This window comes from Desulforamulus profundi (genome assembly GCF_002607855.1).
On record NZ_AWQQ01000146.1, the window covers coordinates 1 to 21,277 of the forward strand.

The window sequence follows — 21,277 nt, forward strand, 5'->3', positions numbered from 1 at the left end:
TCTTCAGTAAAATCTTGTTGCTGTCGGGGTGATAGTGGGTCATATCAAAGGTAGCAACCATGATGGACTCGATATCATACCCCAGGGCCCGGGCCTGAACTTCACCCAGACCGGTGCGGGCCACATTCATGCCCATGCAGTGCAGCACACCGGTGCCCAGAATCCCCTTAAAGGTAGATTGGCCGCCGGTAACGTTGTCGCCCACCACGCGCCCCTGGCGGTTGGCATAGGTGGCCATGGGACGTAAACCTTTTTGCCGGTTAAAAGGTGGGTGTTTTCAACACAGTCGCCCAGGGCATAAATGTCCGGGTCGCTGGTCTGCATGTATTCATTGACCACAATGGCGCCGGTTTCACCGATGGTCAGACCGGCCTCCTGGGCCAGCTTCACATTGGGGCGGACGCCAACGGCTAAAATGACGGCATCCGCGTCAATGGAACCTTTGTCGGTAATGACCCGGGTCACCCTGCCGTCTTCGCCTTCCAACTTGAGAACTTTCTCCCCGAAACGGCCTTCCAAACCCTGCTCGTAGAAGTTTTTGTAGAGCAGTGTGCCCATATCCGGGTCCAGGATGCCGGGCAGCAGGGTATCTCTGAATTCCACTACGGTTACGGCACGCATGGGATTGAATACGGCATCCACAGCTTCCATGCCGATAAAACCGGTGCCGATAATCACCACATCGTTCACTTCCCCGGCGTCCAGGGCCTGCTTAATCCTTTCAGCATCCTCCAGGTGATTTAAACGGTAAACCCCTTTCAGGTCGAGGTTTTCTATGGGAGGAGTGATGGGGTAAGAGCCGGTACCCAAAACCAATTTATCGTATTCAAAAACACTTTCTGCGCCGGTGTCGACATTGCGGGCGATCACTTTTTTGTTTGCTCTGTCAATGGAGATGGCCTCGGTGCCGGTGAATACGTCCACGCCCCGTTCGGATTTAAAGAACTCGGGATCACGCTTAACGCCATAGGAAGTAGAATACAGGTGATCAAAATCGTGAATCTTTCCGGAAAGGTAGAAAGGCATACCGCATCCGGCATAAGATATGTACTTACCCTTTTCAAGAATGGTAATTTGCGCATCGGGATCTAAACGGCGTGCCCTGGCTGCAGTCTTGGGACCTGCGGCTACACCGCCAATGATTAGGATCTTTTTGCTGGACAAGAATAGCGCCCCCATTTCTTCAAAATTTTAATAATTATATTATAACACCAACAATAGAATAGATTCAATACTTGCTCCCTCTTATTACCAAAACTAATTAGTATGGGAACTAAAAAGTAACATCCCAGTCATAAAGTCTGAGATGTTACCTGGTTTAATTGAATATCCACAAAATAGTCCATCAGGATCCGGTAAACGGTCTCCGTAATATCCTGGGACAATCCATGATGTTGGGCCAACCGGCGCACCTGCGCCAGCACCTGTGCTTCCCTGGCGGGGTCCCGAACCTGCCCGGTAGGCTGTTTGATCTCTCCCACCCTGGTGACCAGCTTCGCCCTTTTGCCCAGCAGTTCAATGATCTGCCGGTCGATGATATCGATATCCGCCCGGAGTTCCTCCAGGGTCTCTTCCTTCTTCCTGTTCTCCTGGCAATCGGTCCTTTGACAGGCCGGATAACATCCCAGAACTCGAATCTGGCGGGATTGGGCAGCAATTTCCCTCAGGGCCTCTTTGACCGCCGGCTGGTGGCGGTGGCCCTCCAAATCGATAAAGAAGATATATTCGCCCAGGTAGGTTCTGGCCGGGCGGGATTCTATGCGGGTTAAATTGACTCCCCGCCAGGCAAACTCCTTCAAAAGGCTGTAAAGGGCCCCGGGGCGGTCAATCATGGAAACCACCAGGGAGGTTTTGTAAGGAACATCCCTGTAGGGGGTGTCCCCCTGGCCCACCACCACAAAGCGGGTACAATTATTGGATTGGTCATGAATGTTTTCTTCCAGGGTGGTCAGGTTGTAGTGTCTGGCCGCGGCCAGGGTGCCGATGGCGGCCAGTTCTGTCTCCCCCTCGGCCACCATGCTGGCCGCCAGGGCGGTACTTTCCACCGGCAAAAGTTTGGCGGCGGGAAACCTGCGGGCCAAGTACCGGCGGCACTGGGCCAGGGCCTGGGGATGGGACAAGACGGTCCTTATGTCTTGGCAAGTACTGCCCGGCCGGACCAGCAGGTGGTGAGCCACCGGCAGCAGCATCTCCGCCTGGATCTTTAAACCGGGCAGTTCCAGCAGCAAATCCAATACCGGGTTCACGGAGCCTTCAATAAGGTTTTCCAGGGGCAGAATCCCTTCCGTATAATGCCCGCCGTCAACCCCCAAACAAACCTCCTCCAGGGACTGGCAGGGGACCAGTTCAGCCTGTTGATTCCCCAGGTAGTTTAAGGCTGCCTGCTCGGAAAAGGTTCCCCTGGGTCCCAGGTAAGCAATCTTTTTCATATGCACCACCCCCGCCCTATAAAGTTTTGCCCACGGCCGCAGCCACCGGTCTTATTTTTTCCATCAGTTGAGCAAACTCCTCGGGACTGAGAGACTGCGGGCCGTCGCAGAGGGCCCGGGGGGGATCCGGGTGCATTTCCACCAGCAGCCCGCTGGCGCCCGCCGCCACTGCCGCCAGGGCCATGGGCAGCACCAGGTCCCGCTTGCCGGTGGCATGGCTGGGGTCCACCACCACCGGCAGGTGGCTCAGGCCCATCACCAGGGGAACCGCGCTTAAATCCAGGGTGTTGCGGGTGTAGGATTCAAAGGTCCGAATGCCCCGTTCACAGAGGATCACCTGCTGGTTCCCTTCGGACATCACATATTCGGCCGCCATCAGCCACTCTTCCACCGTGGCCGAGAGACCCCTTTTTAATAAAATGGGTTTACCGGCTTTGCCGGCTGCCTTTAATAACCGGAAATTTTGCATATTCCGGGCCCCGATCTGTACAATATCGATATATCCCACCGCCATGGCCAGGCTTTCTTCATCGATCACTTCACTAACCGTCACCATGCCGGTTCGCTCAGAGGCTTCCGCCAGCAGTTTCAGCCCCTGCTCCTCCATGCCCTGAAAGCTGTAGGGGGATGTCCGGGGTTTGAAGGCCCCTCCCCTTAAGAGCCTGGCACCTGCCGCACGGGCCGCACGGGCGGCCTCCATCAATTGCTCCCGGCTTTCCACCGCACAGGGACCGGCAATGACCGCCAGTTCATTCCCGCCAATGGTTACGTCCTTAACTTGAATTACGGTGTTTTCTTCTCTTACTTCCCGGCTGGCCAGCTTAAAGGCTTCATAATGGGAACCACTTTTTCTACGCCGGGTAACGCTTCCAAGCCCAGGGACTCCAGGGCCCGGCGGTCTCCCACGGCGGCCACCACCGTTCGTTTATCTCCGTAAATCACCTGGGTGCGGAATCCTACCGCCGTTAACTTGGAGTCTACCTCCACCACATGTTTTTCCGTAGCCTGGGGCTGCATAACGACAACCATAAATCATCCCTCCGTAAATTTAGTTTTGCAAGATCTACTAAGGGACGAAAGCCGTAGACTTCCGCGGTACCACCCTTATTGGCCCAAAGGCCCTCTCAGCAGGGTACGGGACGAAGATTCCTGCACAGGGGAGGAAACTAAAAAAGCTTCCCATCCCTTTAGGGACGAGAAGCTGATCGCTACCGCGTTACCACCCTAGTTGATCCCAAAAAAATTTGGAAATCCCCTCTGTGCAGGGTACGGGAACAGTCCGATACCCCCTTCCCTGTAACGTGGGAACGACGGCCTAACCTACTATGTGTTCAGTCGGCATCTCCGGAGAGAACTTCAATTAGCCATATCTGGAAACGCTCTCAGTCGGTGACGTTTCCTCCCTGGAAGACTGGGCCTAACCTACTTTTCTCCTTCATGGACATTTATCTGTGAAACTTGGTTTTTATTTTATACCATTTTCGCAGCTATGGCAAGGGAAACCTTGTACTTTTTAAGAAACAAATAAGAAGACAGAACCCTCAGATTCTGTCCCCTAATAAACGGTCATATTTTACCGGGGCCTGTCCGTGTCTCCCCGGCCTTCCAGCGGTTCTGCCTCATCGGCGCTGGCATAGGTGTCGTCATTGACAAAGACCACTTCATCGCAGTTTGGACAGGTGACTTCAATGATGTCGTCATCCTCTAAAATATCAGAATGGAACATGACCGTTTCTCCACAGCCGGGGCAATCCACTTCGACATAGTCTTCCTCGTCACATTCGCACTCGCTGAGGTCTTCCTCCAGGGCGTAGAGGTCCTCGTCAACGGTCTCTACATAGTCTTCCAACTGCTCCTGGGCTTCCTCCAGTCCCTCCAGTTGATCTGCGAAGTCCTGTAGTACATCGATGATTCCGTTGAGCAACCGGCCCTCTTTGCTTTCCACCGGCAAGTCGATGCCGTCCGCCAGGCCCTGTAGGTAGGCCACCTTCGACTTCAAACAATCCATGCAAAAACCCCCTTTGACTTTACCGTAGTAACACTACAGTATTATTCCTCAATCCAGGGGGTTTTAAACCTGTTATGGAACTTATACCCGCTTGATGTAGTTGCCAGTGCGGGTGTCAACCTGCAGCACATCGCCCACGTTGACGAAGAAAGGCACGTTAATAACAGCGCCGGTTTCCAGGGTAGCCGGTTTGCCGCCGCCGGAGGCAGTGTCGCCCTTGATGCCGGGGGCGGTCTCCACAACTTCCAGTTCAACGACATTGGGCAGGTCCACACCGATAATGTTTCCATTATAGCTGGCAATGGTCAGGTTCATGTTTTCTTTCAGCCACTTGACGGCATCGCCCATGTCTGCTTTGGAAACAGTAAACTGGTCGAAGGTTTCCGTGTTCATGACGTTGTAATTCTCACCGTCGTTGTACAGGTACTGCACTTCTTGGCGTTCAACCCTGGCGGGGTTTAATTTTTCATTGGGGTTGAAGGTTCTTTCAATGACCGCCCCGGTACGCATGTTTCTCATTTTGGTGCGTACGAAAGCAGCACCTTTACCTGGTTTTACATGCTGGAATTCAATAATTTGATAAACATCGTTGTCAATCTCAACCGTTAAACCGGTCCTGAAATCGCTGGTAGAAATCAACTGAATCGCCCTCCTAAAATAGTAAATTTAAAGTTTTAATAACTCATGTTTCGGTGAAGAGGTCAGTATCTCACAGCCCTCTCCGGTGACCAGCACACTATCCTCTATGCGCACCCCGCCCCAGCCGGGCAGGTAAATGCCAGGTTCCACGGTCACCACCATACCTGCTTTTAGTACAGTTTCATCTTTGGCGGCTACCCTTGGCCTTTCATGAATGGCCAATCCCACACCGTGACCGGTGCCGTGTCCGAAGTACTCTCCATAGCCCCGGTCGGTAATGACCTGACGGGCCGCTTCGTCCACTTCTCTGGCCGTGACACCCTCTCGCACCGCGGCCAGCCCGGCCAACTGGGCTGCCAGCACGATGCTGTAAATCTCCTGCTGCTTCTCATCCGGTTCCCCCAGCACAACGGTGCGGGTCATATCCGAATTGTAGCCCTGGTATACGGCGCCGAAGTCCATGGTTAACAGGTCGCCAAACTGCAGCTGCCGGTCGCTGGCCACCCCATGGGGCAAGGCGGAGCGGAGGCCGGAGGCCATGATGGTTTCAAAGGCGACTCCCGTTGCTCCCTGCCGACGCATAAAAAATTCCAGTTCCAGGGCCAACTCCCTTTCGGAAATGCCGGGTTTTACGTATTTTAAAATATGGGCAAAGGCCTTGTCGCCAATCTCCATGGCACGGCGGATGGCGCTGATTTCCCGTTCATCTTTAATCATTCTCAGCTCTTCAACCAACCCGCTGCCCGGTGCCAGGCCAATGTCCCGGAGCTGTTCCTTAAGTTCATGGTACTGTTTTACCGTAAGGTGCTCTTCTTCAAAAAATAGCTTCTCACTCTTATATTTCCTTAATACTTCTGATGCTGTTCCAAAGGCAGACCCCTGCTCAATTTTCACCACGTTAAAACGGGGGCTTTGCTGCTTCACCTGTTCAACATACCGGAAATCCGCTAGAAAATCCGCCGTTTCCTGCCCTATCAGCAAAACCCCAGTGGTACCGGTAAATCCACTGAGGTATAAACGATTCTCCGGTTTCGTGATCAGCAGGTAGGGAATTCCCTTTTGGGACATTTGCCGGCGCAGCTGTTCCAGACGCTTGATCAATTTGTTTTCCTCCTGGATTGTACGAGGGATACCGCTGCCCTGAGTCCCAGCAGATAACTTTCCGGACCAAAGCCGCTGATTTGGCCAGCGGCCACAGGCGCAATGACGGATTTGTGGCGAAACTCCTCCCGGGCATGGATGTTGGATAAATGGACTTCCACTACCGGAATGTCCAGGGAGGCCACCGCATCCCTGAGGGCGATGCTGTAATGGGTAAAGGCCCCGGGGTTAAAAACAACCGCATGCATGTCTTCAGCCGCTGTTTGGAGTTTGTCAATTAATGCTCCCTCGTGGTTGGATTGAAAACACTCCACCTCTGCGCCCAATTCCCGGGCCAATTCCTTAATATGGGAATTGATTTGTTCCAGAGTGGTTGAACCGTAAACAGCCGGCTCCCTTTTACCCAACCAGTTAAGATTCGGACCGTGTAAAACCAAAATGTTCATAGGTTCTTCTCCCAAAGGCCGGCAATCCTGCCGAAACCCGCATTACCGACACACATTTTACCATATTTTGTACCCCTTTGGAAAGGGGCTAGAATTAACTCGAGGTTCGAATCAACCTTCCTTCCGGGGGCTCTACCCCTTGTTTTTGGATTTATTAACTAAAATATTTTGTCTATCATTGCAATCTTTGATAATTTCATTTTCAAACTTTAAACTTTTTAACCTTGAACTGGAAAATTAACTGCCGCTCAGGGACATGGAGGACACGCGCAGGGTGGGGCCCCTTTGCCGCCGAAAAATTCCAAATCACTGCCCACGGCGTCCACAGAACCGAGCAGGTCCATGATGTTGCCGGCAATGGCCACCCCGCGAACGGGTTTGGTGAATTCACCGTTTTCAATCCAAATCCCCGCCGCGCCCAGTGAAAAATCCCCGGAGATGGGATTGGCTGTATGCATCCCCATCACTTCGGTGACATAAAGCCCGTTTTTGACTTCCTTAATGATTTGCTCCGCACCGGCCCGGCCCGGCCGGATAAAGAAATTGGTGGTTCCCACTTCGGGGGTGCTTTTGAAGGAACCCCGTACACCGTTGCCGGTGGAGCGGATGCCCTCCTTGGCCGCCGTATAGGTGTTGTGTAAAAAGCCCTGCAGCTGGCCTCCTTCAATCAGGATGGTCTCGGAAGTGGGCACCCCTTCCCCGTCAAAGGGGGCGGAGGCAATCCCCCCCGGCAGACGCCCGTCGTCCACAACGGTCACCAGGTCGCTGGCGACCTTCTGACCCACTTTACCGGCGAACAGGGAGCGTCCCTTTTGTACCGCTTCCCCGGACAGCGCGGGGGAAAGCAGCCCCAGGAAACTGGTGGCAATGTACGGGTCCAGAACCACCACGGCCCTTTGGGATTTCACCGGTTTGGCTCCCAGCATGCGTACAGCCCGCTCTGCCGCCCTTTTGCCGATCAAGACGGGATCCAGATCGGCAAATTTCAGACCGTACTTTATGGCAAAACCGGTCTGGCTGTCCTCTCCCTCGCCGGCCACCAGGGACAGGTAAATGCCGCAATAAGCGCCCTGGTAATGGGCCTGCATGCCCAGGGAATTCACAACGCTTACTTCTATCTCTGCATCCTGGTAGGAGGAACTTTCAATGATTTTTATCCTTTTGTCAAAGGCCCTGGCGGTGTTCTCCATCTCCACCGCCATTTTAATTTTGTTTTCCACGGTGGAGGCTCGAATGGCCGGGTCGTAAATATCCAGATCCGGGTATTTTGCCGAAATCTCCGGCAGGGTATAAAATTCATCCGGCTCGGTATTGGCACCGTTGGCCAGGGCCTGGTGAACAACCTGATCCAAACCTCCGGCGCTGAACTCGGTGGTATAGGCAAAGCCAACCCGTCCACCGGTGATTACCCGCAGGCCCAACCCCCGGTCTTCCGCCAGTTTCATGGTTTCCACTTCACCGTTGCGAACCTCTATGGATAAGTCTTTGCTGCTCAGCAGATAGGCTTCAGCCATGGCCGCCCCGGCAGCCCTGACCTTTTGCACAGCACTTTCAGCTATGGTCAAATATTTATTATTCAAGTCAGGCAGCTCTCCTTTCTTACATCATAAGTATTGTTCTCTGATAGACAAAATATTCCTTCTGTGATGAAAGGAGTTTAAAGAAAACTTGGACACCACTCTGCCATAAAAGCCGACGACGCACGTTCATTCCTTTTTCTTCCCTGGTAAGACGAAACCGCCCCTACCGGGCGGCTTAATGAACGAAGTTTTGGGTTAAAGCAAAAAGCTTTCTGGCCGAGACCGGGTTCAGTTCCTGCACAGATGCTTCCACAATAAGATTCGGGTCTAAAAGAGCCAGAATGGCCACCTTTTCTCCGGTCTGCTGGTTTGTATAAAATCCCAAAACGCAAAATTGCATATCTTCCCCGTAAATTTTCCTGGTTACAATATCACCAATTTTCACCACCCACTACCCCCTAGACTTCTAATCTAACATAAAAAAGACCATAATCCTCCTGCCGTTATTCTTACAATAACATATGAAGTCCAGTGGGAAGGTGTGTCTGGCCACTTTTGTCTTTTAAATCGCTCTGTTGTTTACAAAAAAGTGACCCCCCGGGTCACTTTTTTAAAGTAACATTATAGCCTTCTGATTCTCTTAATGGACGGGTTCTGATCATCGTCCCCGTGAGCTGTGCCACCCACAACGATTTCCGGAATGTGCATGGTGGGTTGAGCGTCCGACACCGGCGCCCCCTGGCCGTCTTTGCCGCAGGTTCCGATGGTAAATCCCAAATCAGAGCCTACCATATCAACAATCCTTAAAACCTCCGGACCGTTCCCGGTAAGGGTGGCACCCCGGACCATGGAGCTGATTTCCCCGTCTTTAATAAGATATCCTTCCGCCACGTCAAAGACAAAATCTCCGGTGGTGGTATTTACCTGTCCCCCGCCCATTTTTTTCACCAGCAATCCGTTTTTGGTTTCCCGGATGATTTGCTCGGGGTCCATCTTCCCGGGGGCAATAATGGTGTTGGCCATGCGGGGCAGCGGCTTGTGCTGGTAAGATTCCCGGCGCCCGTGGCCGTTTGATTCCCGGCCTTCCTTGGTAGAAGAAAGGTAATCATACAGGTAATCGGTGAGGATGCCGTTTTCAATCATGGTTACTTTACGGGAGGGTACCCCTTCATCGTCAAACCGGTAAGAACCATATTTGTCCGCCATGGTGGCGTCATCCACTACGGTAACAAACTCTGAAGCCACCTGCTGTCCTTTTTTATTGGCATAGACCGAGAGTTCCCGCTGGGTTAAGTCGGCCTCTAACCCGTGGCCGCAGGCTCGTGGACCATGGTGCCGCCGGCTTCCCCGGCCATCACCACCGGCATCTTCCCCGCCGGGGCCGGTTTTGCGGTCAACATTTTCACGGCCCTGCCGGCGGCTTGCCTGGCCACCTCTTCGGGGTTGACCCGCTCAAACAGTTCAAACCCGCAGAGGCTGCCGAAGGCATCATAGCCCGTTTGAATGGTACCCCCGTCCGAGGCCACAGCGCTTACAACCATACGGGTTCTGATCCTTTCGTCCTCCACATAGGTGCCGTTGCTGTTGGCAATGGTAATCTTTTGTACCGTATCCCCGTAGCCCACAATAACCTGTTTTATTTTTTGCTCATCCACCGACCTGGCGGCCTTCTCCGCCGCTTTGACAACGGCCACTTTTTCCTCTGTCTTTACATCCTCCGGACGCTTTTTGAATTCAAATTTTACCAGAGGCTTCATGGCAGTCAAGTCAATATTGGCGTCCTTCTTGCCGCCCTTGGCCGCATGGCTGGCAATATTGGCCACCTCCAATAACCCTTCTTTGCTGATGTCATTGGTGTAGGCATAGGCTGTTGCCTCCCCCGACAGCACTCGAATACCGGCTCCTACGTCCAGTCCCGAATTAACCCTCTCAATCCGCCCGGCCTCCATGCCGATGCCTGTAACCTGCTTGTTTTCCACAAAAATATCCGCAAAGTCGCCCCCGTTGGACAGCGCAACACCGAGCACTTCCTTTAAAACTTGTTTATCAACCAAGCTTACCGCCTCCTACAGAAAATCCTGGTAATAGTTTAGCCCTTTACCATTCTATTGTCTACTTTCCCGTAGCTGTTTATACAAATATTGGTTTAAGAAAAAAATGAAGATCCGTTTTCAGACCTTCACTTATTGGTAGTTGGGTAAGTATTTGATTTCCGGTTCCCCGGTTGTTTCCTGTAATAGCCAGCCGGGAGACGGATTGCTGCCGGACTGTAACGGAAAATATACGGGCGGCAGGACCGGCTTAGGTCTGGGACGCGGGTTCGCTGTTTCTTTAAAGGGATTTACCCTGCCAAAGGTCCAGTTCTTAATATCTTCCAGGGACAACCTGCCTTCCGGTGAATGCCCGGAAAAAATCATCAGAACAAATTTAGCCGTTACATCCCCCCGTGCCAGAATATTGATGGGGCTATCTCCCGAAACCTCCGGCTTAACGGCCTCAAAAGCAATCTCTCTTAATTCCGTCAAGTTGGCCTGGTTCTCCAGAAAGTCAATGACTGCAATGATGCTGTTGTAGTCCCCCTTTAATACAACCTCCACAGGGAGAATATAATAAAATTCTTTATCTTGAATATCCATCGGTCGAAAGACGGTGAGACCAACATTTTCTGCCACCAGCTTGCGGTCCAGATTCACGATAAAAAGACCGTCCTGCATAATATGAGAGAATTTTTTGCTCGCCGCCGCATGTTGCACTCTGGTCTCTTCCTGAGATTGCAGGCCTTTTTCCATTCTTTTGTTGGCAGCATTCAGCTGGACTATGTTTTCCCTGGTTTCGGAGATGGCTTTTTTCGTTGAAACATACTCCCTCACCTGGGGAAATAAAAAATACCAGGAGAATACGCCTATAATAAGGACCGGCAGCAGGTAGGTTACTATTTTCTTATCCCTGGGTGTTATTTCGAGCTTCATCATGGTTGAGCCTCCTTCAGGGGAGCCTCAATTTTAAAGGTATACTTACCCTCATCATCTTGAACAATTTCGATGAGTTCTACCTCGGACAGGTATTTCAACTGATTCAGACTGTAAATAAATTTGCCGATGGACTCCAGCGAATAGCTGCCGCCTTCTATTACAGCGGTGTTTGGAGCAAACTCGGGTACTTTTGCTTTTTCCTTGCCCTTGGGATTACCGTTTTGGTTTTGCTGTATAGTAGACGGAGGGGGGTTTTTCCCGGGGATGCAGGCTGTGTTGCAATTTCCTCCGTTTTGCCGGGCACAGGATTCCTCTCCGGACCTTCGCTTTGCTGCTCCTTTGACTCAGTCTCATCCTCTGCTATGTAGGAAAGGTTTAATTTTGCCAACCAAACACCCTCAGGAACTCGTTCGTTTAAATCATATAAGAACTTCGGCCAGGTAGATCGCTCCTGCATCAAGTGATTGAAAGTGTTAATCTGGTTCTTCATCGCCTGCTGCTGCTTGCTCGTTTCGGAGAGCCTTGCTTGCGTTACCTGCAGTTGTTCCTGGTTTTGTTGTAAAGACTGCAATTCTTCCCTAAAGGAATTAAGCTCTATTTGAAAGTATCCATATCCAAAACCAAAAAGAGCAAACACCAGCGTACACAGCAGGTACGAAAGAAATTTCTTTGCACTCAGGGGCGGCTTTGGCTGCAGCTCTACCGGCAGGAGGTTTACACGGTAGTTCATATTAAAACCTCCCTTAGAGCTAAGCCAAAGGCCATGGTAAATTTAGGATGCAGTTCCTGAATTTTATCGGGCGCGGTCTTCAACTGGGGATAACCGATATGAACGGGTAAACCCAACTCAGCCTCAAGGATTAAGGCCAAGCCGTCAATTTTACTTCCCCCGCCTGTAATAACCAGTTGTTCAACAAATGTGTCTCTTTCCTGCAGGCGATAAAAGTCCAGGGAACGCCGGATCTCGGTTGCCAGCTCGGAATACAGCAGGCTTTCATCCACCATACCCGGAGGCATGTCCACCTCCCTGGTTGCCGCGACCTCCGGAATAATTTCCAAATCATAATAGTCGGCAGCTATGTCGGTAATGTTATCCTGCTCACAATTGTTGACCTCTTCTGCCGGTTCCCTGTTGATATGGTTTAAATCGACGGATAAAGAGCGAACATAAGAAGGAACACCTTTTTTTATTACGATAAAGTGGCTGGTGGTGTGTCCGATGTCCACCACCGCCTGGATTTCCTTTCTTTCCGGGAAGCAGTGCTGCCCCTGAAACACCCGCCACAGATTTAATGCCGGCAAATCAATGGCTGTCAGGGTTAAATTGGCCCGGTCAAAAACTTCATAGTAACGGTAGACTAAATTTTTGGGTGCAGCCACCAGTAATACATTCAGCTGGGAGCCTTCCCCAAACTCATTCTTTTTCTCTTCCAAGACCACCGCCCGGATTTCCATATCCGGTACCGGGATAGGCATCAGTTTTTCCGCTTCCCAAACCACCGCCTTTTGCAGTTCGTCCTCGGGAATCGGGGGCATGGTGATTTGCTGGGTAATCACCCGCAGGCCGCCAATAAAAGAAACTACTTTTGACCTGCCAATACCGGCCTTAGCCGCTGCCTCTTTCAAGGACGCAGCAAGCTCAGCCACATCTCCCTTTTCCAAAGACTCAAGCCCGGGGCTGGGATGGCTGATCTGCTGGCTGATTCGCAACGATTGGCCCTTCTTTTGCAGTTGTAGGATCTTGATGCTGTTTTGCCCTATATCTACGGCATTGATATTGTGGCTTGTCCAAAGCTTCATTGTCTTTACTCCGAAGAATATTTGTAATATTAGGGTCACTGTCATTGGTGCTTGATAACCTTACCCTACCTGTTGAAACCGCTACTTTGATATAAAGATATTTCTTTAGTTCACTTTGATATAAGGTGATGGTTCCGGGGGTGGCAGTTCCTCTGGCGCTTATATTCATAATGTTACCGCTAAAAGTAAAACGATAAAACTCCGTATTTGCTGGTAATTGCACCTTTTTTATTGTTTCAGTAGATTTATTAAGTTGATAATAATTATTGTAAAACTCAATCTTATAGTACTCGCTGCTCTCTGCCAGTGCTTTTTGCTGTAGATACTTTATATCTGCTACTAACTGCCTGGCAGCACCTTCAAACCTGTATTCACTTATTTTTTCTGTAGTGATGGGAGGGTTACGGCTAAAAGAATACTAAAGATACAGAGAACAATGGCGACCTCCACCAAGGTAAAACCACCTCGGGAATTAATGCGCATAACCTCACCTACTTTTATAGCAGAAATTCGTTAAAAACAGCGCAAATCCTCTAACATCTCACAATAATATACTTTAAAATACTGGGTATTTTTCCCTCCATTTTACCAGGACAGGCTTATACATTAACTGGTAAGTCACTGTTGCATCATTAACAAAATCCTGAACATCTTTATTCTTGCTTGGTTCAATATACTTGGCATTTTCTAATAATGAAATCGGGTCTGCAATAATTTTCCCGTAGGTTTTAGTATTCTTATTACCTGTAAAACTATTGGCATATATAACTGCCCAAACCTCCACCTGCCCTGCACCGCTTTTGACTTCTACCTGTCCGGAGCAAATTATTACTAAAATATCTTCATCACTATCATTATTTTTGCCATTGTCTTTATGCGGCTGATGCGGTCTTAAATCAGCTGAAACAGTAACATTGCCATCTACAGCTATCAGCCATTGACCTTCGTAGATACCAGACAGATTGAGGTCACCTTTTCGGTAGTAAACCCCCGCAGAGTTGTTAGTTAAGTCCATGGTCTGGGAACTTACAGGAATACCGGTACTTTGATATTGATCAGGAGTTAAGGATTTTTTTACAGTTGCTACTATTGTTTTTGTACTTAATGGTCGACCCTTTTGATCCTTGTAGATGCCGGTTGATTCAAGGTTCCACTCTTCCCCATCGGATTGACCTGTAAGTTTTATTTGAACCTCTTGCCTGGGATCATTATTTAGCTGAGCCCCGGTTGACCAGTCATCCCCCAGTTTAAAATCCTTCACCTTCAGTTCGTGCATACACATCTCGGTACCGGCATCAGCCAGATAAAGGGCCCTGGTCATATTTACTTCATCGGCGGAACTCTGTTTTTCCTGGGATGCGTATTCAATAAAAACCCCTACCAAGACCATTAGAATGGTGGTTACCATGATAACCACCGGCAGGGCCACTCCAGTTTTATCCTTCAATACCTTGTTCATAACAGCTACTCCCTCAACAATTTGGGCGTTACTTTGGTAAGGATGGTATAGGAGTAGGGTTTACTATCATAAAGTTGATAGCCCTTTTCTATTTCCTTCTCGGAGCGATTATCCTTTTCTCCCTCTATAGTTATGGTAACAGTACTACCTTGTTTACTAAATTTTACATTTTTTACATGATTAACAATGGGAGTATTCCCGTAAAATCCTGCACCATTATTGACAGCATACTCTATTTCTCTACCCGCAGAATCCAGGTAATATTTCACTTCTTTAATAGTTTCTTTGTTATCTTTACCTAACTCCACACGTTTAACGGAAATCCAAGGGGAGTCAGTAAAGTCCCCGGCAGGCTGAATTTCGACGGCCTGGCGAATATCGCGGGATATCCGATTAGCAGCAGTTCTTATATCATTATGGACATCAGCCCGGAAAACTTCTTTATTGGTTATTAATGTGGTATGAAATAAAAAGAAATAAGCTGTCCCTAAAAGCAAAGACAGCAAACCCGTAACTACCATTAATTCCATCAGTGTAAAGCCATTTTCCTGACGTAGTATCTTGATAAGGTGTTTCATACCTTTCCCACCTTAGCCTTTTCGCTTAATCGTATAGAGTGAAACCGTATTTTTAGGCTGATTGTTGTTTTGATCCAAGTAGTATACCTTTACTGTTATGGAGTAAAAATTGGTGTCATTTGTGGTGCCATTTGAGCTCTTTATGACTGCTTTGTTATCTACGGCAACCTCATAGTAATATCCTTTGTAGTTCTCGAATCCCGGTTTCTGGTCTATGGGAGTACGGGGAACTGAATTACCCGGGTCAGCGGTGGCCAATCTCTCTTCCATGATGGCCTGGGCCAGGTTTACGGCTATGGTTTGCTCTTTGGCAGAATTGGCAGCTACCAGCCCGGTTATCAACACATTGGACACGGCTAAAATTACCATAGCCAAGAGGCTGGTGGCGACCAATATTTCCACCAAGGTTAAACCTTTTTTTTCGGATAAGCGACTTTTAACATTTAACATTTACTGCACCAGCCGTTACCATAGATTTAAGTCTAAATTGTCAATATATTGTTAATGTGCCGCCGCACCGATTTGGGGAGCATCCGCTGCTGCCACCCAGGTTACCCACTGGCCAGTCCACTGGATTTTCCCGCTTGTTGCGCCATCACCATGATCAGATGATGGCGATGACCACCAGCAGCTCCACCAGGGTGAAGCCGCGGCTGTCGCGGCGCAGGCTCGGCAAACCGAACATCAATGGCTCACATCCTTTCCCGGGAAAAGAGAACCCGGCTCACTGTTTTACCCCCGCCGGAACAAGCGAACTGCGTGTTCCTGCCGGGGCCGAGTACTGCAAGTACCATCCGGCACTGGCAGCACTGTTAAGCAGACCCGGCGGCGGTAATTTCGACTACCTTACCGTTCTTTACTGTTCTTTCGAAATCAGGATGCAGACTGTGCTACCGTTTTCCTTGACCACATCATCCCCTAAGTCCGCCTTTAACCTGGCGATAGATGCAGTCGGCACCGAGGTCAGCTCAAGCCACCTAGCAGTACCCCATCCAAATGTGGTGCCGCTGTTATCATTCTTGTAGGTATAAGTCCCACCCCACGGGTTCTTGCTCGGCCAGCGCTCCAGGTAAGGGCCGTTCCAGTTTTTGTAGTCATTTGATGAATTAGTACTACTAAACGGATTGCTTACAAATCCAGGATCCGTTCCATCTGTTTTACTATCACTCCACTTTCCCAAGTCAGTATAAAAATTCAGCGCCGCCGCTTTAATGGCCTTGTAGTCCGCTTCCGCTGCTGCTACTTTGCCCTTTTCAACGGCCTTGAAGGCGTTAGGTGCGATCACCGCGGCCAGGATGCCGATAATGGCGATGACCACCAGCAGTTCCACCAGGGTAAAACCCTTTTGATTTTTCACCCTTCTTTTTAACACTTAATTACCCCCTTATAATATTTTTTTAATTAATTAGTAAAACCAACACAATAATATGTAGTATGTTGAGGCCAACTGTTTGTCGGTCTGTACCTGAACATACCCGTTTTTAAATCACCGTCATCCAATGCTTTATCAATATCTAATACAATTTTTGATATTTGATCATCACTAAAACCAGAACCGCCGAAATTAAGCTCTACACAGGGATCTGCTTTACCGTCATTATTAAAGTCTAAGGGTGTACTTCCATAGTTGTATACTCCCTGCCATTGGTACGTCCCGCCATGATTTCCCGCCCAGTACTGAGCTTCGGGCCACTTTTCCAGGTAAGGGCCGTTCCAGCCATCCACATTATTCTGGTTTTTCAAAAAGTCTATCCCACGGTAACTGTTACCGGTTGGGCCCCCGGCATAGTTGTCGTCATTGGGTGGAAAGGTGCCGGTATCTGCGTAGTAAGCCATGGCAGCACCTTTAATAGCCTTTAAGTCAGCCACTGCCCTTGCTATCTTTGACTTTTCCACCGCCCGGAAGGCATTTGGGGTAATAACGGCTGCCAAAACTCCGATTATTGCAATGGCCACCAGTAATTCAACTAACGTAAAACCTTTTTCACCGTCCCTCTCTTCTTTCATTTTTTGTCCATTTACCGCCTCTCCTTAAACTTTTTATAGCCCCTCCATCATAGTGCTCATCATCGGCATCATCACCGATAAAATGATAAACCCGACAATCCCGCCTAGAAAAACAATCAAAACCGGCTCGATAATACTGGAGAGCCTGCCTACTACGATGCTGACTTCCTTGTCATAAAAGATGCCGACCCTTTCCAGTAAGGTGTCCAGGGCGCCGGTTTCTTCGCCGACGGTGATCATTTTTATGACCATGGGTGGGAAGACGCCGCAGGCTTCGATGGGCTTGGACAATTCCTGGCCGTTGCGAACGCTTTCCTGGGCGCTGGTTACCGCTCGGGTGATAATGACGTTGCCCACGGATTTCTTGACTACTTCCAGGGATTGGATAATGGGAACGCCACCTTTAAGCAAGGTCCCCAGGGTTCTGCAGAAGCGGGCGATGATGATCTTGGTATAAATCGGTCCGAAAATGGGGGCTTTGATGGCCAGCTTGTCCAGGGTTTCTCTGCCCTTTGGACTTGATTTGATGCGCTTGTAGCCTAACGATACGAGAAGAACGATAAAGGGAATGAGATACCAGTAGTTAAGAATTGTACTGCTGACAGCCATGACAACACGGGTGGGAAGGGGTAGGGGAACGCCCATCCCCTCAATAACACTTATAATCTTGGGTAAGACGAAGGTTAATAAGAAAGAAAGGGCAAGCATGGAAAAGCCTAATACAACCAGCGGGTAAGTCATGGCGGACTTTATTTTTTCGTTAACTTCATGCTCCCGCTCCAGGTGTTCGGCCAAGCGTTCCAGGACTTCATCCAGCACGCCGCCCAGTTCCCCGGCTTCCACCATGTAAACAAAGATTTCCGGGAAGATGTGTGGAAATTTGGCAAAGGAATCTGCCAGGGTATTGCCTTCTTCAATGCTGGTGGTGATGTCCCCCAGCGCGTCCTTTAAGGCCTTTACCTCAGTCTGGTTGCGGGTGATATGTATGCAACTGATTAACGGGATGCCGGCATTAATGAGCGTGGAAAGCTGCCGGGAAAAGGTGGCCAGTTCCCTCAGTTTCACTTTTTTAGAACTTGCCTTTGTTTTTGTTACCTTGCTAATTGAAAGAAAATTTACACTTCTTTTAGCCTTTTGTTTCTTTTCGACTACATCTGTGACAAAGACCCCCTGTAGCCGAACATAACCGGCTACCTCGCTGGGGGACGCAGCCTCCATCATCCCTGTTATTAATTTGCCGTCACTGTTTCGACCTTTGTACTCATAAACAGGCATGAATTCACCTCTAAAATGCTACCCGTGAACAATAAATTCCAAGCATTGCTTGGAATTTGCTTTTCGGTAGCCCGGCTGCCCTGCAAAATGTTTAGGCCCGTGGCTTTGCGTCCCTACCTTTCAATAGGTTTGCCGTTTATCGTATCTTATAAAAGTAATTCTAATATTTGGATTGATAGTAAAATTTTAATTGAAAAAGCAACTATCTGTCAACAAATGTAGTTATACAAAATGTTACAAAATTCTTAAACCTTTGCTAACATTTCTATATCAACAGCTTTTTCTCGCGCTGTTTCGGCAGATACGATCCCGTTTAAAACCAGGTTTCTCAGGGACATGTCCATGGTTTGCATGCCAAACCTGGCACCTGTTTGAATTTGGGAGACAATCTGGTGGGTCTTACCCTCTCGAATCAGGTTGCGGATGGCAGGGGTGACAACCATAGTTTCCATAGCCACCACCCGTCCGCTGCCGTCCCGTTTGGGCAGCAGCTGCTGGCAGATAACCCCCTGCAGAGTACTGGAAAGCTGAATACGGATTTGCTGCTGCTGGTGGGGTGGGAAGGCATCGATGATGCGGTCAATGGTTTGAGCGGCGCTGGTTGTGTGCAGAGTGGCCAGTACCAGGTGGCCGGTCTCGGCAGCAGTGATGGCAGTTGCCATGGTTTCCAAATCCCGCATTTCTCCCACCAGGATCACATCCGGGTCTTCCCGCATGGCCGCCCGCAGGGCATTGCCAAAGGACATGGAATCCTGGCCGATCTCCCGCTGGTTGACAATGCTTTTTTTATGAAAGTGCAGGTATTCAACGGGATCCTCCAGGGTGATAATATGGGAACTGGTTTCCGTATTGATCATGTCAATCATGGCCGCCAGCGTGGTGGATTTCCCGCTGCCGGTGGGCCCGGTCACGAGAACCAGCCCCCTGGGTTTTCTGGCCAAATGACCGGTCACTTCCGGCAGTCCCAGTTCCTGCATGGTGGGGATTTGTGTCCGGATGATTCTCATGGCCATGGCCACTGAGCCCCTTTGTTTGTAGATGTTAATCCGAAAACGCCCGATGCCGTGAATGGAATAGGAAAAATCCACCTCTCCCATTTCCGTAAACTTTTTGTACTGGCCGGCATCCATGATGGCCCTGGCCATCTCCATGGTTTGCTCCGGCGTTAGTTTTGTTCTTGGCAGTTCCTGCTCAAAGGAGGACATGTTGTCCAGTGACTGCAGCAAGCCGTTGATGCGAAATACAGGTGGTTTGCCAACTGTAATATGCACATCAGAGGCGTTTATTTTAGTACCGAAGCGCAAAATTGACTCGATGACGCTCATCTGTTTTCCTCCTCGGTAAAGGCCACCCGCATAATCTCTTTAACAGAGGTAATCCCTTGCAGAGCCTTATTAGCGCCGTCTTCCCGCATGGTAATCATGCCTTCACAGCGGGCCTGGGCCTTAATTTCCTGTTCGGACGCCCTTTGCTTTGCCATTTGCCGAATGGTATTGGAAATCGTAAGCACTTCTTCAATGGTGCTTCTCCCTCTGTATCCGATATTATTGCAGCTGCCACAACCCTTAGGGCGGTACAACGTGACAGGTTGGCCGGCGGGTATCCCCAAAAACTCTCGTTCCGGGCTGTCCGGGGCCGGCGTATAGGCCTCTTTACAATCCGGGCAGAGCACACGTACCAGGCGCTGGCATATCACGCCCACCAGAGAGGAAGCAACCAGGAAAGGCTCTACTCCCATATCAATTAACCTTGTAATGGCACCTGACGCATCGTTGGTATGCAGGGTGCTGAGTACCAGGTGGCCGGTGGTGGCAGCTTTCACTGCAATGGTGGCTGTTTCCGAATCCCTGATTTCACCAATCATAATGACATCCGGGTCCTGGCGGAGAATTGATCGCAGACCGGTGGCAAAGGTCATACCCGCCTTGTTGTTGACCTGGGTTTGGTTCACCCCGGGCATCACATATTCCACCGGGTCTTCAATGGTGACAATATTTCTTTCCTTATTATTCAGTTCGTTAACGACAGCATATAAAGTCGTGGTTTTACCGCTGCCGGTGGGGCCGGTAATGAGAATCATGCCATAGGAATGGCGGATGATGGCGGAAAAAACTTGCAGGTTGCGCCGGTCGAAGCCCAGCTGGCCTATCTTTAATATATTTGTACTCTTTGCCAAAAGTCTCATGACGACCTTTTCGCCAAAAACCGTGGGCAACGTGGATACCCTTAAATCTACCTCATTTTTTCCATACCGGATCTGAAAACGCCCGTCCTGGGGCAATCTTTTCTCAGCGATATCAAGGTGGGCTAAAATTTTCAGACGAGTGACTAAGGATGACAGGACGGACTTGGGCAGTACGCTGGATTCATGAAGTAACCCGTCAATGCGGAAGCGGACACGGACTTGTTCCTTGAGGGGTTCAATATGGATATCGCTGGCCTTGTCGTTGATGGCCTGCCGAATAATGGTGTTTACCAATCGAACCACCGGAGAGTCTTCCGCTCCCGTTTCGTCGCCGAAACTCAGGGTTTGGCTGGTTAACGGGTGATCTTCCCCGGTTTGAACGGAACCAAAGGCATCCTGTACGAAGGACAACCCAAATACCTTTTGAATGGCCGCGTCGATTTCCTCCTGGGAAGCGATGACAGGGTCAACGTCACAGCCTGTGGCGAGGCGTATGTCATCAAGGGCCACCACATTGAGGGGGTCAAACATGGCCACAATGATACGGTTGCCTTCCCGTTGGACCGGGACTATTCTGTGGCGTCGAATCAGTGCCTCAGGCAAACTTTTAATGAGGGCCGGGTCAATTCGGTTGGTGAGGGAAATTTTCGGGATGCCTAACTGCATCTCCAGAGCATTGAGAATGTCTTGCTCCCGCACAAAGCCCAGATTAACCAGGGCTTGTCCCAGTCTTTGGCCGGTTTGTTTTTGGGCTGTCAAAGCCTCTTTTAACTGTTCTTCGGTGATCACTTTACTGTCTACCAATAAGTCACCGAGACGTTTTTTGGCAAACCGTTGGTACCCCATGCCGGTTACCTC

Annotated in this window: 19 protein-coding genes, 4 pseudogenes, 1 riboswitch and 1 other annotated feature; all 23 genes and pseudogenes read right to left on the reverse strand. The window is 49.9% G+C overall.

What is annotated here, in order from left to right; genetic code table 11:
• A pseudogene (locus tag P378_RS17635) lies at nucleotides 1-1,179 on the reverse strand (NAD(P)/FAD-dependent oxidoreductase); the annotation flags it as partial.
• 113 nt (nucleotides 1,180-1,292) lie between these two features.
• Nucleotides 1,293-2,429, reverse strand: a complete 1,137-nt coding sequence (pheA, locus tag P378_RS17640) for a prephenate dehydratase (protein WP_099084114.1) — start codon at nucleotides 2,427-2,429, stop codon at nucleotides 1,293-1,295.
• Between the two features lie 16 nt (nucleotides 2,430-2,445).
• Nucleotides 2,446-3,458 (reverse strand): annotated as a pseudogene (gene aroF / locus P378_RS17645) (3-deoxy-7-phosphoheptulonate synthase).
• 157 nt (nucleotides 3,459-3,615) lie between these two features.
• Nucleotides 3,616-3,877, reverse strand: a binding site (T-box leader).
• Between the two features lie 125 nt (nucleotides 3,878-4,002).
• Nucleotides 4,003-4,437 carry a CD1247 N-terminal domain-containing protein gene (locus P378_RS17650; RefSeq protein WP_099084115.1) on the reverse strand — a complete coding sequence of 145 codons (435 nt, stop codon included), beginning with the start codon at nucleotides 4,435-4,437 and terminating at the stop codon, nucleotides 4,003-4,005.
• An 81-nt stretch (nucleotides 4,438-4,518) separates the two neighbouring features.
• The gene (gene efp, locus P378_RS17655) at nucleotides 4,519-5,076 is read right to left on the reverse strand and encodes an elongation factor P (RefSeq protein ID WP_099084089.1); all 558 of its coding nucleotides are present in this window, start codon (nucleotides 5,074-5,076) and stop codon (nucleotides 4,519-4,521) included.
• A gap of 27 nt (nucleotides 5,077-5,103) precedes the next feature.
• Nucleotides 5,104-6,177: a M24 family metallopeptidase gene (locus tag P378_RS17660; RefSeq protein ID WP_099084116.1), complete on the reverse strand. Its 1,074-nt coding sequence runs from the start codon at nucleotides 6,175-6,177 to the stop codon at nucleotides 5,104-5,106.
• Nucleotides 6,174-6,623 carry a type II 3-dehydroquinate dehydratase gene (gene aroQ / locus P378_RS17665; protein WP_099084117.1) on the reverse strand — a complete coding sequence of 150 codons (450 nt, stop codon included), beginning with the start codon at nucleotides 6,621-6,623 and terminating at the stop codon, nucleotides 6,174-6,176. Before aroQ ends, P378_RS17660 begins: the two co-directional genes overlap by 4 nt.
• A 237-nt stretch (nucleotides 6,624-6,860) precedes the next feature.
• Nucleotides 6,861-8,203 (reverse strand): annotated as a pseudogene (locus P378_RS17670) (TldD/PmbA family protein).
• Between the two features lie 175 nt (nucleotides 8,204-8,378).
• Nucleotides 8,379-8,591 (reverse strand): sporulation peptidase YabG, encoded by a 213-nt coding sequence (locus tag P378_RS17675; protein WP_099084118.1) that lies wholly within the window; start codon nucleotides 8,589-8,591, stop codon nucleotides 8,379-8,381.
• Between the two features lie 173 nt (nucleotides 8,592-8,764).
• Nucleotides 8,765-10,197, reverse strand: a pseudogene (locus P378_RS17680) (TldD/PmbA family protein).
• Nucleotides 10,198-10,326: 129 nt separating this feature from the next.
• Entirely contained in the window at nucleotides 10,327-11,115 is a 789-nt protein-coding gene (locus P378_RS17685; protein ID WP_099084119.1) for a type IV pilus inner membrane component PilO, read from the reverse strand.
• A gap of 157 nt (nucleotides 11,116-11,272) precedes the next feature.
• The gene (locus tag P378_RS17690; RefSeq protein WP_099083958.1) at nucleotides 11,273-11,845 is read right to left on the reverse strand and encodes a PilN domain-containing protein; all 573 of its coding nucleotides are present in this window, start codon (nucleotides 11,843-11,845) and stop codon (nucleotides 11,273-11,275) included.
• Nucleotides 11,842-12,915: a type IV pilus assembly protein PilM gene (pilM, locus tag P378_RS17695; RefSeq protein ID WP_099083959.1), complete on the reverse strand. Its 1,074-nt coding sequence runs from the start codon at nucleotides 12,913-12,915 to the stop codon at nucleotides 11,842-11,844. Before pilM ends, P378_RS17690 begins: the two co-directional genes overlap by 4 nt.
• A 375-nt stretch (nucleotides 12,916-13,290) precedes the next feature.
• Nucleotides 13,291-13,398: a type II secretion system protein gene (locus P378_RS24370; RefSeq protein WP_099084120.1), complete on the reverse strand. Its 108-nt coding sequence runs from the start codon at nucleotides 13,396-13,398 to the stop codon at nucleotides 13,291-13,293.
• 73 nt (nucleotides 13,399-13,471) lie between these two features.
• A complete protein-coding gene (locus P378_RS17705; protein WP_099084121.1) occupies nucleotides 13,472-14,374 on the reverse strand; it encodes a pilus assembly PilX N-terminal domain-containing protein in 903 nt (300 codons plus the stop codon).
• Between the two features lie 5 nt (nucleotides 14,375-14,379).
• Entirely contained in the window at nucleotides 14,380-14,952 is a 573-nt protein-coding gene (locus P378_RS17710) for a prepilin-type N-terminal cleavage/methylation domain-containing protein (RefSeq protein ID WP_099084122.1), read from the reverse strand.
• 12 nt (nucleotides 14,953-14,964) lie between these two features.
• Nucleotides 14,965-15,402: a type IV pilus modification PilV family protein gene (locus tag P378_RS17715; protein ID WP_099084123.1), complete on the reverse strand. Its 438-nt coding sequence runs from the start codon at nucleotides 15,400-15,402 to the stop codon at nucleotides 14,965-14,967.
• 154 nt (nucleotides 15,403-15,556) lie between these two features.
• Entirely contained in the window at nucleotides 15,557-15,637 is an 81-nt protein-coding gene (locus P378_RS24375) for a prepilin-type N-terminal cleavage/methylation domain-containing protein (protein WP_099084124.1), read from the reverse strand.
• A 171-nt stretch (nucleotides 15,638-15,808) separates the two neighbouring features.
• Nucleotides 15,809-16,324, reverse strand: a complete 516-nt coding sequence (locus tag P378_RS17725) for a type IV pilin protein (RefSeq protein ID WP_099084125.1) — start codon at nucleotides 16,322-16,324, stop codon at nucleotides 15,809-15,811.
• 29 nt (nucleotides 16,325-16,353) lie between these two features.
• On the reverse strand, nucleotides 16,354-16,959 hold the full coding sequence (locus P378_RS17730) for a type II secretion system protein (RefSeq protein ID WP_099084126.1): 606 nt from the start codon (nucleotides 16,957-16,959) through the stop codon (nucleotides 16,354-16,356).
• 33 nt (nucleotides 16,960-16,992) lie between these two features.
• On the reverse strand, nucleotides 16,993-18,234 hold the full coding sequence (locus P378_RS17735; RefSeq protein WP_180261167.1) for a type II secretion system F family protein: 1,242 nt from the start codon (nucleotides 18,232-18,234) through the stop codon (nucleotides 16,993-16,995).
• Nucleotides 18,235-18,296: 62 nt separating this feature from the next.
• A riboswitch (cyclic di-GMP riboswitch) is annotated at nucleotides 18,297-18,378 on the reverse strand.
• Nucleotides 18,379-18,479: 101 nt separating this feature from the next.
• Nucleotides 18,480-19,559: a type IV pilus twitching motility protein PilT gene (locus P378_RS17740; RefSeq protein ID WP_099084127.1), complete on the reverse strand. Its 1,080-nt coding sequence runs from the start codon at nucleotides 19,557-19,559 to the stop codon at nucleotides 18,480-18,482.
• Nucleotides 19,556-21,265, reverse strand: coding sequence for a GspE/PulE family protein (locus tag P378_RS17745; protein ID WP_099084128.1), 1,710 nt, complete (start codon nucleotides 21,263-21,265; stop codon nucleotides 19,556-19,558). The genes P378_RS17740 and P378_RS17745 overlap by 4 nt, the downstream gene beginning before the upstream one ends.
• Nucleotides 21,266-21,277: the final 12 nt, after the last annotated feature.